This is a genomic window from Rhodococcus sp. OS5 (genome assembly GCF_056837585.1).
Genome location: NZ_CM166368.1, coordinates 97,218 through 111,105, shown reverse-complemented (window position 1 = coordinate 111,105; position 13,888 = coordinate 97,218). Strand labels below are relative to the sequence as shown.

The following is a 13,888-nucleotide window of genomic DNA, read 5'->3' as shown; positions in this document are numbered from 1 at the left end:
CCCTCAGCGGAACATCGTCACTGCGGCCTTGGCGAGGACCTTCGGATCCTTCTCGTAGTGATGCATCTTGGTGAGCTTGTCTTCTGGAATCCCCAGGAACTTGTAGACGGCTACCTGAGCGCAGCGCACCGAGTACTGCTCGGTGAACACCATGTCGAACGGCAGCTCCGCGAACTGACTGATGAACGCCAGGTTCTTGGAGTGCTTCGGCACCACCAGCGGCCGGTCGCCGACGGCGCGCCGATTGAACAGCGCACTGGCGTAAGGCATATGGCTGGGAATCGAATTCACGACGCTGTCCATAATCTCTTGTCGACGCGCGGCGAGCGCACCGCTCTCGTCGAGCGCCTCGAGGTGTCCGAGCGTCTCTTCCAGCATTTTCCGCCCGGTCATCTCGATGAACGGCTTCTTCACGTAGTCGCCGTCCTTGCGCGGGAACAGACAGTAACCCCAGAAGACTCCTTCGTTCTCCTTCTGCGCGTGGTAGTGCGGCTGATGGTGGACCACGATCGAGAGAAGCACGTTCGAGTCCACGAATGTGTTGAGCGCATTTCCGGGGAGTTGCTTGGTGATTCGGGAAATCTCGTTGATGAGCTCGTGTGACGAAGTGGTGACGGTGAAGCTGGTCCACTCACTCTGCGCCCGGTCCCCGAAGAACTTGTCGGGATTCCCGAGATCGTAGAAATGCTCGGTGGCCTGCTTCCACAGCAGCGCACTCGGTGCGTATCCCATGTCTTCGACGATCGGGGTGTCGAGATCGCCGATCGAAGAACTGTCGGTGATGCTGCCGTTGGTGTCGAAGACGAAATCGCCCTCCGCCACGTCGATTCGGCCCTTCTCACCGGTGCGGACGTTTTCGTAATCGAGTCCCGTCACGATGATCTCGTCTCGTAGCGGGGTGTCCTTGAACACGAACTCCGTGATCTTCAGTTCGTTGACGAACTTCACGCCCTTGCCTTCGAGGAAGGCCCGCATCGGCAAGATGATGCTCTCGTACTGGTTGTACGGGGATCTGGTGACACCGGCAAGAGTTTGAATGCGACTGAACTCGAGAATCATTCGGTTCATGTACCGGCGCAGCTCCATCGCCGAACTCACCCGCTTGAAAGCAAATGTGGTCTCCCACATGTACCAGAAGTTGGTGGTGAAGAAGTGCGGAGTGTCCTCGAACCACTGCTCGATACTGATGTCGTCGAGTTTTGCCTCGTCCGACTCCGGCATCGTCATCAGCTTCGTCAACAAGTACCGATCCTTGTTGTCGAATTGCATGTGCTTGTAGTCGTTTTCACCCTTGTTGCGAATGCCGTCGCGATCGATCAATCGTGCGACGTCGTGCGTTGGATGCGCGTGGTCGAAATCGAGAATGTCATCCGTCACCGATTTTCCCGGGTTGTCCAGCGACGGAACCACACTCAGCACGTCCCAGAGGTTCTCATAGGTCTCCTCGTTGAGCATGCGACCGCCACGATTGATGAAGCCCGCGTCGTTGCCCAGCTCGCGATGACCGTACTGGTGCTGGAAGGTAGCGGCAGATTCGCCGTCGTTCGCTCCATGCATGTCCAGCCCCATGATGGTGATGTCCTCACCGCTCCACTCACCGTCTCGAATCAAATAGACGGCAGCCGAGAGGTTTCCGATGCCGGCACCGATCATGTAGGCCTTGTGAGACAGCTTGGAAGACATTGGGTTTCGTTCCTTACTCGAGTCGCGGTACGGATACCTTCCAAGCATGGACCCCTTTGCCCGCTGGCGCATCACCCGAACCGGATGACGTCCGTCACGGTCGCTGAAGGCGCACCAGATCCAGTGCAAAACGCGCGTAGTCGCGTGCAATTTCCTCGGGCGTTTGTGGTCCGCTCGGCCGATACCATTGCGCGACAGAGACACACATCACGACTATTGCACGCGCGGCCTGTCGCGGCCGATCCGTCCCGAACACACCGGCGGCGATTCCGTCGTCCACCTGCTTCGTCATCAACCATTGCTGGTAGTTGCGTGATTCCGTGATGCGCAACCTGTTCTCGGCTGTGAGACTGCGCATTTCGCTGGCGCCGAGGAATCCTTGATCACGCCGATAGATATGGAACAAGGTCACACATTCGACGAGGAAAGCCAGCCTTTCGGAGGGACTTTCGCCCTCGTCGATAGCCGCCAACGATCTCGTGTTCAGTTCAGCCATGGTGAGGTCGAGAATTTCGGCCAACATCTGTTGCTTGCTGGAATAGTGGTGATACAGACCCGGAACACTCATCTGCGCACGTTTGGCGATCTCACGCATCGCAGCGCCGTGATATCCGGTCTTCACCATCTCCGCGAGCGCTGCAGCCAACACCGGATCGAACGAACTCGGACCGAACCTTCGCCACTCGTTCGGGCGAAAATGTGCGTCCGGGTCGGCGTCGTCGCCTCCCCATCGCGGCTGTTCCGGCGGACGCACTATCGCAGCCGGGAGCAGAGCGTCGAAACGCACTCCGAGAATCCCGCCGATTGCCGCCAACCGGTCGACGCTGACTCTGGTCTTTCCGGTCTCGACAGCGCTGAGGGTAGCCGGGCTGACATCGAGACGCCTGGCCAATTCACGCAGCGAGAGCCCGCTGTGACGCCGCGCTTGCCGGATCGACGCTCCGATCAGGACGGCATTCTCGAATTCGGTCACAGTGTTCAGTATTCCCGAACATTGGATTTCCAACAATGCGATGACCACGGCAATCGGTGAACCTGTTGACTACTGATTATCGGCCTGAACATGATGTGGATCACAAAGACCCAGGTCCGCCCGAGCGATCGTTCGGTGTCGGTAGCGAGAGGATCGAATCACCATGACCGAGGCGCCATATCTTGGAGAACTCCTGCGCGACGCACCCAGCAACTGGGGCAAGTGGGGAGAGTCCGACGAGGTCGGTTCACTGAACTACCTCGACGCCGGACAGGTGCTTCGTGGCGTCGGAACCATCAAGCAGGGTTCCGTGTTCACGCTTCAACGGCTCATCGGCGACCCCAAGGGTGATCCGGTGTGGCCGGGACGCAGCCCTGCCGAGCGCACACAGATCTTCGACGAGAGCAGCTGGGACGGCGACGACGCCCCCAACTTCCCCGGCGGCCTGCATTACGCGGACGACAAGATCGACGCGTTCCTGCAGGGCTCGACGCAGTACGACGCACTCGGCCACGTCTGGTACGACGGCGCCCTGTGGAACGGATACTCCGCTGATACCACTGTCGGCGGCCTGGAGAAGGCCAGCGTCGAACCGATTGCCGACCGCGGCGTCGTCGGACGCGCAGTACTTCTCGACATGGCGAAGTTCCGCGGCAAGGAAAACCTCGACAAGGCCGAAACCTTCACGCACCATGATCTTTTGGCCTGTGCCGAAGCGCAGGGCGTCACCATCGAGAAGCGTGACATTCTCGTCATCCGCACCAACTTCCTCAAGCTGTTCTTCGACCAGGGCGAAGCCTTCTACGAGGGCTTCTGCGAGCCCGGCTTGATCTACAGCCCCGAACTCGTCCAGTGGTTCCAGGACATGGAGATTCCGAACCTCGTCACCGACACCATTGCCAACGAGGTCACCACCGACCCCGAAAACGGTGTGGCACTGGTTCTCCACAACGCATTGATGCGCAACCTCGGAGTGGTATTCACCGAGATCTGCGATCTGGAGAAGCTGGCCGCGGACTGCGCGTCCGACGGCCAGTACACGTTCTTGTACGTCGCCGCACCGCTCAAGGTTGCCAAGGCCAGCGGCTCTCCCGTGAATCCGGTTGCCATCAAATGACATACGAAGATCGCCCTTGGTTGGCGTTGTACCGCAACGACGTTCCCCCCGACATCGACGTCGAACAGCCCACAATGCTCGAAATGTTGGCAGCGGCGGTCCGCTCTGATCCGGACGCCACGGCTGTGAAGTACTTCGACGGTCAACTCAGTTTCGCTGAAGTGGATCAGCAGAGTGACGCCCTGGCCCGCGCACTACGAGCAGGTGGTCTGGCGAAGGGAGACCGTGTCGCACTCTTCCTGCAGAACGTTCCGCAATTCGTGCTCGCCCTCGCCGGAATCTGGAAAGCCGGCGGCGTCGCAGTCTCGATCAATCCGATGAGCCGTGAACGAGAACTGGGATACCAACTCGAAGATTCCGGAGCAGCGGTTCTGATCGCTCTCGAGGGGCTCTACGAGTCCGTCGGCCGCAACGTCGTCTCCGACTCGCCGGTCAGGCGAGTCATCACCACCTCGGAACTCGAGTACCAAAGCCGCAACGATCCGAGGATTTTCGACGGAATCGTGAAGAAGGACCTCGGTACCGACGATCTCGCGACGCTGATCGACCAGCATCGTCTCGGCGATCCGATCACTACCGACGCTGCACCGGAAGACATTGCGGTACTGACGTATACGTCGGGAACCACAGGTCCGCCGAAGGGAGCGATGACCTCTCACGCGAACATGACCTTCAACGCCCAGGTGTACCGGGACTGGTTGGGGCTCACCCCGAAAGACACGGTTCTCGGAGTTGCACCGCTCTTCCACATCACGGGGTTGATCGGTCACATCGCGGTGTCCGTCCTGGCGAGAATGCCGCTGGTGCTTGCCTATCGCTTCCAGCCCGAGGTGATGCTCGACGCGATTCGTGAGCACCAACCGACATTCACAGTCGGCGCCATCACTGCTTTTACGGCACTGCTCAACACTCCGGGTTGCGCGCCGGAAGACTTCTCCTCCATGCGGTTGCTGTATTCCGGCGGCGCACCCATCTCGCCGACTGCCGCCGAGGCCGTCCGCGCCATGACCGGTGCTGCGCTGCACAACATCTACGGGCTGACCGAGACCACGTCGCCGACCCATGCCGTTCCCGTTGGTGCGGATACGCCGGTCGACCCAACATCCGGAGCACTGTCTGTCGGCGTTCCCGTACCCAACACCGTGGTCCGCATCGAAGACGAGGGCGGTGCGGTCCTGCCGATCGGAGAGATCGGCGAACTGGTCGTCCGAGGTCCACAGGTGGTGCGCGGTTACTGGAACAAGCCGGAGGAGAGTGCGTCGGCCATTCGCGACGGGTGGTTCCACACCGGCGACGTGGGGTTCATGGACGAAGCCGGCTGGTTCTACGTCGTCGACCGTAAGAAGGACATGATCATCGCGTCCGGCTACAAGGTGTGGCCACGCGAAGTCGAGGACGTTCTTGCCGAGCATCCCGCAGTCCGTGAGGCGGCAGTCGTCGGGATCGCCGACGAATACCGCGGTGAGACGGTGAAGGCGTTTGTCAGCCTCGTCGCGGGGGCGTCCGTCACCCCGGAAGATCTGATCGATCACTGCAAGCAGCGGATGGCGGCGTACAAGTACCCACGCTCCGTGGTGCTGGTGGAGGAACTGCCCAAGACCGTCACCGGCAAGATACTGCGACGGGAACTGCGCACGATCTCTTGATCGCGGGGCAGCGGGCGGACTTCGCGGTCCGCCTGCTGTCTGATCGCGCACAGTTTCCGGTCGACCGCGCCATTGGGGTAATGGAACAGTAATATGTGCTGAGTACCCACGGACAAACGGGAGACATCAGTGAGCAAGTTCGGACGTAAGAAGCAGCCCACGCCCAAGAGCTACCAGTGGCTGGCCATGACCCTCATCGCTTTGTCGCTCTCCGTGTCGATCGGGATTGCCGCCAAACCCTCCTGAGCTCTGCGAATCCGAAACTTGTAACCCCGCGTCCATCTGCACATGGGCAAATAGGTGCAATTCGGACGCTTAGCTGTTCTAACTTTCCTTCCGTCGTGTCACCTCGGCACCGACGGAGAGGATCAACTCACCATGCGAAGCTCACGCTTCGGCGTGCTGGCCGCTGCCGGCGCTGTCGGACTAGTGCTTGTCACCAGCAGCGTCCAGTCCATCGCCACGGCGTCACCGTTCGGTTCGCTCGACGCCGGTTCGAGCTCCGGTTCGACAGAGATACCAACCGTCAGCGACGGCGGCTTCACGTCCAAGACGCCCTACACTCCCGGCCAGCGCATCGCCGACTATCAGGCGCCGCCGACGGGATACTCCCCCGTGTACACGGAAAGTGTTGCGCGCCATGGTTCCAGAGCACTGTCGAGCCTGAAGTACGACGACCTGAGCCTGCAGCTGTGGGAAATCGCCGAAGCCGAGAACGCATTGACTCCCGTCGGCAAGGAATTCGGCCCGGCCCTCCGTGATCTCATGGCCGCCAACAAGAAGCTGGGGTACGGCAACCTCAGCGGACGCGGGATCACCGAACACAGACAGCTCGGCGCGCGGGTCACTGAACGCCTCCCCCAACTGTTCGACGCCATCGCAGCGCAACAGGGCACCATCACCTTGACCTCGTCGGGTGTGGACCGTGCCGTGGACAGCGCCGAGAACTTCGCGCAAGGGCTGACCGGTGCGTTTCCAGCCGTCGCCGATGATGTTGCACCGGTGACGAATGATGCCGATCTCCTCTACTTCCACGACTCGGATGCGAATGCCGACTACAAGGACTACGAAGAGTCCGATCCTCGACTGAAAGCCGTCGACGACCAGATCGCCGATCTGCCGCGCACCCTCGAGGTCTCACGGCACATGATGCTCAGGCTCTACTCGGAGGACTTCGTCAACCGCCTGAGCGCGGGCGAGTTCTCACTCGTCGACCGTGGCAAGGGTTCCAGCACGATCGACAACGAAGTCGACGCCGCGTACATGCTGTACAACACGTACATCATCACTCCGGGCATGGCCGAAGAAGGCAAGTGGAATTTCGAGCGGTTCATCGAACCTGCTGACGCGCAGTGGCTCGCATACACGAACGATGCCGAGGACTTCTACGCCAAGGGCCCGGGCTTCACCGGTGAAGACGTCACCTACCGGATGGCAACTGTCCTGCGCGACGAGTTCCTGCGCGGCCTGCAGAAACATACCGGCGACGACGCCGTCCCGGGAGCGGATTTCCGATTTGCACACGCAGAAACGATCATCCCCTTCGCGGCACTCTTGAAACTGCCGGGAAGCACCGTCTCGCAGGCGGAGGGCGACCTCTACACCTATGCGAACAACCCCTGGCGCGGATCGCAGGTCAGCCCGATGGCCGCCAACGTGCAGTGGGACGTGTACGCCGGACCGGAGGGTAAGCGTCTGGTCCGAATGCTCTACAACGAGCGCGAGACAGCATTTGCTGCCCCGTGCGCTCCGGTGAGCGCCGGAAGTTTCTTCTACACGCCGGACGAACTGGCCCGCTGCCTGCCGGAGATTTCACCGGCAGCCTGAGATCCGGCAACTCGGGATCCAGCCAGCGGTCGACGAGGGCGCGCCCATACCTGGTGCAATGCCAGCATGCGCGCCTTCTCGTCGTCTTCCATCAACAAGGCGTCGCAGATCCCCACGATGACCGGAGCCGAAACACCAACGGACGTACCCTGTTCCAGCCGCTGATAGTGATTGAAGCTGATGTCGGCAATCTGCGCGACATCGCGCCGACTGAGGCCGTGCATTCGGCGAGCACCCTCGCAGCGCATGCCGACCTTTTCGGGCGCAAGACTGTTTCGTTTTTCGACGAGCATCTGGCTCATCAACTGACGCGCGCTCGACCCGTTCACGTCGCCACCTTTTCCATCCCTGAAATATGCTTTCACCTAACATGTTTCAGAATATGGGATGGGACGGACCCGGCGGTATCTCCGAGATGACAGATAATCACGCGATACCGCCAACCCTGTGCCCGTCCAGGCCGCGACGATGAGGCTCAAGATCAGGCTATGAACCTGCCGATCGTCGGATTCGACTGGCAGATGGGACTACTGCCCCAGTTGATCGAACCGAACGCCGTCGCAACGACATTGCCGACGCCGGTGTTCACCGTCGCGGACAGGTACGGATAAGTACCGACCAGGTCGACGATTCCGGACTTGCCCGTGTCGGTGTTGACCCACGCAACAGTCACCTGACCCGCCGCCGGGATGGGTGCAGCGGCCGGGAACGAATCGAAGCGAATGTCACCCTTGGCGATGGGCGGATTGGATTCTGGCCCGGACTGGCCGGTGAGCCCGGTCAACGAGGCCAGCGACCCCTGATTCGGACACCCGATAGTGACGGCGGCGCCGCCGAAAGGGTGGGGCGGATCAGCCGAGGCGACTCCGGCGAACATGACGCTCGCGGCAATCGGTAGTCCGATGGCCGCAAAAACCCCGGCCGTGCGTGTGACGCTCATAGCTGCTCCTCGGGTCGACAACACTTTCCGGATACCCCTGGTACAACGCCCGAAACGAAGGAAAGACGACTATTCACACCCCCTAGACAACGCGTGTTGTCAGAACTACAGTCGGTGGTGCAGCTCACACCTATCTCTGCCGCGCGCAGACCAGTCCCAGGGAGTGTTCAGATGAAGCGCTACGACCTCCGCAGTCGCACGGATCAACTCGATCCCGAAACCGATTACGAAGAGATGTCGCGCATTCTCGCGGCGCAAGAGTTTCCCTGGGACATCAATCAGGCGCTCAGCTTCGCACTGTTCCGCACATACGCTGTCCCCTCGATCGGCAAGCTCCTCTTCTCCACAGGCGAGTTCACCGACAAGGTTCAGAAGCGCTACGACGACACCAGCCTGATCCTCGACGCCATCCTCGAGCACGGCCTCAGCAGCACCGAAGGCCGCAAGAGCGTGCGTCGAATGAATCAGATGCACGGCTCGTACGACATCTCCAACGACGACATGCTCTATGTCCTGGCCACCTTCGTCGTCACGCCGGTCAGATGGCTCGACGAGTACGGCTGGCGGAAGATGACCGACAACGAGATCGTCGGGTCGACGAATTATTACCGCCACCTGGGTCGGTACATGAACATCAAAGACACTCCTGACACCTACGAGGGCTTCGTCAAACTTCTCGACGACTATGAGCGCGAACACTTTTCATTCGATCCCGGCGCCCGAGCCGTCGCTGATTCCACCCTCGACCTGATGTGCACCTTCCCGCCCAACAACCTGGCACCGAAGGCTCTGGTCAAGGGATTCGCCTTCGCTCTCATGGACGATCACCTACTCGACGCCTTCCACTACAGGCACCCGAGCACTGCGATGCGCGTCGTCTCACGCGGTGCGCTGAAGGTCCGCGCGCGCCTGCTGCGGTTCTTCCCCGTGCGTACGAAGCGGAAATTCGCCCGCGAACTGCCCAACATCCGCAGCTACCCGAGCGGTTACAAGGTCGAAGACCTCGGCACCTTCCCCACGGGATGCCCGGTCAAGCACCTGCAGGCAGACCAGCAGGCCCAAGCGTAAGCAGGTTCCCATCGTGGAGTGGTGGAACTCCTGGCACCCGGGCTGATTCGCGTTTCTCATGCCTAGATGAGGGAGGAGTCGCGACCAGTACGACGAAGGGTGATCAATTCATGGTTCGTCTCGGCGTCGTGTCGACGCCCCTCTTCTTCGAACTCCATCAGCGCATAGAACCTGCGGGCGCGATCGTTGAGGGTGTAGACCTCGAGTGTCACCTCGCCGTGCATGGTTGTGGCGTGTTCGACCAACGCCCGCCCGACGCCCAACCCTTGTGACGCCGGCGCGACGAACAGTCCCCCGATTTCGGAGCCGATCATTCCCAACAGTCCAACGACAGCGGAGTTGTGCTCAGCGACCCAATTGTCGGCCTGAATCAGATAAACCTCTCGCATCTTCTGCTCGCGTTCGCCCGTCCCCTCACCCGCAAGGAACGGATGGGCTTCACGGGCAGCGCGCGACCACAGGTCGACGACCACATCCTCATCCGAGGATACGTAGCGGCGAATGATCAGATCCTGGTTCACAATCCGACCATACCCTCAGGCGTCAGCGCACTGACCGGGCCGAAAGTGTTCAATTTTCGGATCCACGCAGGACGACCACGACGTAAATCAGTGGAACAATTCCATTCGTTGCCGCTCCGCAGTTACCGCGTTGTGCAAGGGTTGTCCGATGACTGACGGTGATCCGACAACTGAGCGTGGAGGTCCGGCATCCTGGTGGAAGGTGACAGCGATTGTCACCGCAGTGCTTGTCACTCTCACATGCGGCGTCATCGTGTGGTCCTTCATGCCGCCGGTTGTGTACTTTCCGTTCTTTGCGCTCGCAGCCTCAGTACTGCTCGGTTTGGGCGGAGTGTGGTTGATACTCAGCCTGATTGGCTGGATGAAGTACAAAACTCTGCGTTTGAGCACGATCGCGCCGGTGATCGTGCTCGTCACCGGTGCGCTCGTGACCTTGTCCGTCCCTTCGCGTGCTGCGTTTGCATTGTCGAAAGATTCGCTCGAAGCAGTGGCCGCGGATTGCCAGAAGTCGATGGACAACCAAACAATTGGCGTCTACCGGGTCCTGCAGGTCTGGCCCGTCGGCAACGGGTGCCGCTTCCACATCGAGGGTGGTCTAATCGATTCGATCGGATTGGCGTACTTACCTGACGGCGCACCATATCTCGGCAAGCCCCGCCGCGACGGCGAGATCGGATACCAGGAGTTCGACGGCGACTGGTACTCGTTCGTTCAAGCGTTTTAGCAGCGAGAAACTAGCCGACCAGCTTGGCCTTCAGAAGCGCGATCGTGTCCGGAGTGAGTCCGAGACCTTCGGTGAGATAACCGTCAACGGTTCCGTAATCGCTGGCTACCTGCGCGAGTCCAGCTTCCAGGTACGAAGCGTCGACACCGAGGGCCGGCTCGAGATTGGTCGCCACCTGCGGGCTCAGGGCCTGAGAGATCTGCGCAAGGATCTTCTCGTTGGTCGCCTGAAGGTAGGTGTTGCTCAACAGATAGTCGTCCATGATCGTCTGGGCGGGGACACCGGCGATGGACTGCAGCAACATCGCGGTCCAACCCGTGCGGTCCTTGCCTGAGGTGCAATGGAACAACTGCACCCCGTCACTCGCAGCGATGTCCGAGAGGACCTGCTTGAAGCCGGCACGGCGAACGGGATCGGTGACAAAACTGCGGTTGGTGTCGACCAAGAACTGCTTGGCCTCTTCCGGCGACTTGATAGTTGTGGCGAGCTGAGTGAGATCCTTGAACTCGATGGGGATGTTCGTGTACGTCACACCGTCCGGGAGTTTGTCCGCGCCACCGATGAACGGGTTGGAGATCTCGGTTGCGCCGCGCAGGTCATAGGCGTCGGCAAGTCCGAGGCCGGTGAGTGTCGTCTTGTCTGCGTCGGTGGTCGCGGTCAGCGCATTGGACCGGTAGATGACGCCGCGCTTGAGGTGTGAGCCGTCGACGGTGGCGTATCCCCTACCGTCGTTGCCGGCGACGTCGCGAAAGTTGGCCACGGAGGCCAAGTTCGGTGTCGGCGCGAGGACAGGATCGAGCGAGCCGAGATCGACCGCTCCAAGCGAGCCTGTGTTGAGAGAGCCCAGGTCGAGCGGGATGGCCGTGGCGGGAGCGGCAAACAACAGGCCTCCGGCGACAACAAGTGTGGCAGCCTTCGCAGTGCGAGCGAACAACATTCGTGTGCGTGTGGACATGTGCAGTGCCTTTCTCTGTAGTTTGGGATTTGTGGTGTGGTGATCTGGAGTTACGGAGCGACGTCACCGATGCCGGTAAATCCGTACCGCTGGTGAGGTCCGATCACTGCTACCTCGAACAGGCCTGTCCCGGTGCGGGTTACGCCGTCCTCGACGAGGGTGAACCGAGCCAAGTTGTCGACCGGGCACAGCATCTTCTTCCACGGTTCGATGTCCGAAACCTTCTCTCGCAGGCCCTGAACCACCAGTTCGCCCTGCCACATCCCGTGGCGCCAATCCTGCTCGAGTCCGTAGCCCGTGCCGACACCGATGTAGTTGGGCAGTATCGGTTCGCAGGTGATCTCCAGGATGTGGTCGGATTCGCCTGGTGCACCGGGGCGCCGGAAGTACAGAGTTCCGCTCTTCACCTCGCGAGTACCGGAAATGAACGTGAGCTGGTGGTCCGGTCGACCCAACCACTCCGGCTCGCGCGAGCGGTCCGCCCAGACGCGAGTCGCATCTTCGAGGATTCGGCGTCCCTGCTGATCTTCTTGGACGATCGTGACGATGGTGAAGTCGCCGAATTGCATGATCGAGTAAATCCAGAAGAAGTTCTGACTGCCGGCTATCGCCGGATCTGCCTTGCGTCCAGGCGGTTCCGCTTCGCCGACCGGTCGCACACCCCAGGACCGATCGCGATTACCCCGCCACGTCTCCGGGGTGACCGGGATGACGTCGCCGTCGACGGTCAAGGATCCGGACCATGTTCCGGTCTGCACGAATCGTTGCGTGTCGAAGGTGACTCGTTCGAGCTGGCGATGGAAATGTCTGGCCTCGAGATTAGCCGGACCGTCGGATTCGAAGGTGAGGTCGAAGCTCAGGTCCGGCGCTTCGGGACTCGGGTCCAACACCACACGTAGGCGGTGCAGACCCTCGATGATTTCGATTCGCAGCGGGCCTACTGACAGGTCCATACGATCGTCACCCAAGGCTCGGGATGCCCGGAAGACTATGTGGTCATCGCCGCGCCGAAGAACCGCAAAGCCGTCGCATACACCAAGATTGGGGTACTGACCGAGACCGATGATGAGAAACAGTGGCTCGGTGTCGCCGTCGACGCCTGCATGGCAGTTGAAGTAGTAACGGTCGTAGAAGTTTCGATCCGAGGTGCCCACGTGGCGGATGGTCTCGGCGATCTGATGTACCGGGTAGTCGTCGAGCGGGGACAGTGTCATCGTGCATCTCCTGTTGTGAGCGGGGATGTTGCGAGCGACTCCCAATAGGTGCCGTCGAGCATGGCTTCGAGTGTTTTGTGGTGCAGGATCATCTCGTCCGGGTTGTCGGGGAATTCGGCCTGACCGAAAGCCACTGCGCGGCTTTGGACTCGGAACATGATCACCGCGTGCCGCAGCGCGGCGTAAAGGATGTAGAAATCTAGATCCGCAACCGGGTGGCCGGAAAGCGAGCCGTAGGCCTCTGCCACGTCCTCGCGACGAAGGAAGTCCGGCATTCCGGGGAGTCCGGCCATGGCAGCGAGATCCTCGAAGAACCTGTGCTGAAAGATCATCCAGCCGAGGTCCAGCTCACGCGGCCCCAGTGTGGCCATCTCCCAATCGAGGACCGCCGCCGGCTCGAAGTCGCGGTAGATGACATTTCCGATCCGCGAGTCACCCCAGCAGAGCACTGCGGAACCGGCATCGACGGGAAAGTTCGCTTCGATCCAGTCGAAACCGCGCTCGATCAAAGGAGATCCTGGTCCGTCGGCTGTTGCCCACTCGTAATAGCGCCGCTGGTCCTCGAGGTGCGCGCGAAGTGCTTCTGCCCCAGTCGGTTCGGCACCATCGCGGCACAACTCGGGGAGTGCGAGGTGCGGATCGGCCATAGCGTGTAGCTCGGCGAGCACCCGGACCGATGACTGCTGGAGTCGAGAACAGTCGTCGGCCGAAGCTTCCGAGAGCCAGGATCCGAACGTGTACGGCATGACATCGGGCGGGATTTCGCCCTCACGCCGTTCCATCACGAAGAACTCGCCGCCGAGCGCGTCCGGGTTGCTCTCGGACCAGTACACCCGCGGGATCGGCACCGACGTGTGAGCGGCGACGGCGCTCATGACCCGAAACTGCTGGTCCAGGTTGTAAGACGGAAAGATCGGTACCGCACTGTCCCGCGGGGCGATACGGGCGACCAAGCGATGCTCGGCTCGAATCCCGTCCTCGATCCACGTCGCATCGAAAAGCACAGTTTCGTTGGACATGCCGTTCGCGGCCGGCACTTCGACCGAGGTCACGGAAGGTTTCGAACCTCGCCACAGCACGGTCGCGAGCCAGCCTTCGAGGCTGCGCCGCATCTCCGCCGGGTCGTTGCGGGATTCGCCGGGCCTGGCAAATTCGGCGTAGTCGGGATCTTCGCCGGAGGTTTCTGTTTCGGTTCGAAGGTTCATCACCACTCCTCGTGG

13 protein-coding genes are annotated in these 13,888 nt (G+C 60.9%); 5 read left to right on the top strand and 8 right to left on the bottom strand.

What is annotated here, in order from left to right; genetic code table 11:
* Positions 1–3 precede the first annotated feature (3 nt).
* Both ACVZUB_RS00540 and ACVZUB_RS00535 read right to left on the bottom strand, forming a co-directional pair.
* Complete coding sequence (locus tag ACVZUB_RS00540) at positions 4–1,731, bottom strand: oleate hydratase (RefSeq protein WP_482628064.1); 1,728 nt, start codon at positions 1,729–1,731, stop codon at positions 4–6.
* 46 nt (positions 1,732–1,777) lie between these two features.
* Positions 1,778–2,656 (bottom strand): TetR-type transcription factor C-terminal domain-containing protein, encoded by an 879-nt coding sequence (locus tag ACVZUB_RS00535; protein WP_231782780.1) that lies wholly within the window; start codon positions 2,654–2,656, stop codon positions 1,778–1,780.
* A gap of 163 nt (positions 2,657–2,819) precedes the next feature.
* On the opposite strand from ACVZUB_RS00535, the gene ACVZUB_RS00530 reads away from it, so the two are divergent.
* From ACVZUB_RS00530 to ACVZUB_RS00520, 3 genes are all read left to right on the top strand, one after another.
* Positions 2,820–3,773: a cyclase family protein gene (locus ACVZUB_RS00530; protein ID WP_003943547.1), complete on the top strand. Its 954-nt coding sequence runs from the start codon at positions 2,820–2,822 to the stop codon at positions 3,771–3,773.
* Positions 3,770–5,419, top strand: a complete 1,650-nt coding sequence (locus ACVZUB_RS00525; RefSeq protein WP_081557165.1) for a class I adenylate-forming enzyme family protein — start codon at positions 3,770–3,772, stop codon at positions 5,417–5,419. The genes ACVZUB_RS00530 and ACVZUB_RS00525 overlap by 4 nt, the downstream gene beginning before the upstream one ends.
* 378 nt (positions 5,420–5,797) lie before the next feature.
* Positions 5,798–7,246, top strand: a complete 1,449-nt coding sequence (locus tag ACVZUB_RS00520) for a histidine-type phosphatase (protein ID WP_047272693.1) — start codon at positions 5,798–5,800, stop codon at positions 7,244–7,246.
* On the opposite strand, the gene ACVZUB_RS00515 is transcribed toward ACVZUB_RS00520, so the two are convergent.
* Complete coding sequence (locus tag ACVZUB_RS00515; RefSeq protein WP_482628063.1) at positions 7,192–7,575, bottom strand: helix-turn-helix domain-containing protein; 384 nt, start codon at positions 7,573–7,575, stop codon at positions 7,192–7,194. The two genes, ACVZUB_RS00520 and ACVZUB_RS00515, sit on opposite strands and share 55 nt — an antisense overlap.
* 152 nt (positions 7,576–7,727) lie before the next feature.
* Positions 7,728–8,186, bottom strand: coding sequence for a hypothetical protein (locus ACVZUB_RS00510; RefSeq protein WP_003943607.1), 459 nt, complete (start codon positions 8,184–8,186; stop codon positions 7,728–7,730).
* A 171-nt stretch (positions 8,187–8,357) separates the two neighbouring features.
* On the opposite strand from ACVZUB_RS00510, the gene ACVZUB_RS00505 reads away from it, so the two are divergent.
* Positions 8,358–9,254, top strand: coding sequence for an oxygenase MpaB family protein (locus ACVZUB_RS00505; protein ID WP_054780980.1), 897 nt, complete (start codon positions 8,358–8,360; stop codon positions 9,252–9,254).
* Between the two features lie 62 nt (positions 9,255–9,316).
* On the opposite strand, the gene ACVZUB_RS00500 is transcribed toward ACVZUB_RS00505, so the two are convergent.
* The gene (locus tag ACVZUB_RS00500; RefSeq protein ID WP_042920782.1) at positions 9,317–9,775 is read right to left on the bottom strand and encodes a GNAT family N-acetyltransferase; all 459 of its coding nucleotides are present in this window, start codon (positions 9,773–9,775) and stop codon (positions 9,317–9,319) included.
* Positions 9,776–9,923: 148 nt separating this feature from the next.
* Here ACVZUB_RS00500 and ACVZUB_RS00495 point away from each other — a divergent pair, with 148 nt between their 5' ends.
* Positions 9,924–10,499 (top strand): hypothetical protein, encoded by a 576-nt coding sequence (locus ACVZUB_RS00495; protein ID WP_232329960.1) that lies wholly within the window; start codon positions 9,924–9,926, stop codon positions 10,497–10,499.
* 10 nt (positions 10,500–10,509) lie between these two features.
* On the opposite strand, the gene ACVZUB_RS00490 is transcribed toward ACVZUB_RS00495, so the two are convergent.
* The 3 genes from ACVZUB_RS00490 to ACVZUB_RS00480 are packed head-to-tail and all read right to left on the bottom strand — an operon-like array spanning position 10,510 to position 13,873.
* Entirely contained in the window at positions 10,510–11,454 is a 945-nt protein-coding gene (locus ACVZUB_RS00490; protein WP_047272690.1) for a tyrosine-protein phosphatase, read from the bottom strand.
* Positions 11,455–11,504: 50 nt separating this feature from the next.
* Positions 11,505–12,668 (bottom strand): Rv3169 family protein, encoded by a 1,164-nt coding sequence (locus tag ACVZUB_RS00485; protein ID WP_047272689.1) that lies wholly within the window; start codon positions 12,666–12,668, stop codon positions 11,505–11,507.
* Positions 12,665–13,873, bottom strand: coding sequence for a phosphotransferase family protein (locus tag ACVZUB_RS00480; protein WP_081558731.1), 1,209 nt, complete (start codon positions 13,871–13,873; stop codon positions 12,665–12,667). Before ACVZUB_RS00480 ends, ACVZUB_RS00485 begins: the two co-directional genes overlap by 4 nt.
* Positions 13,874–13,888 lie beyond the last annotated feature (15 nt).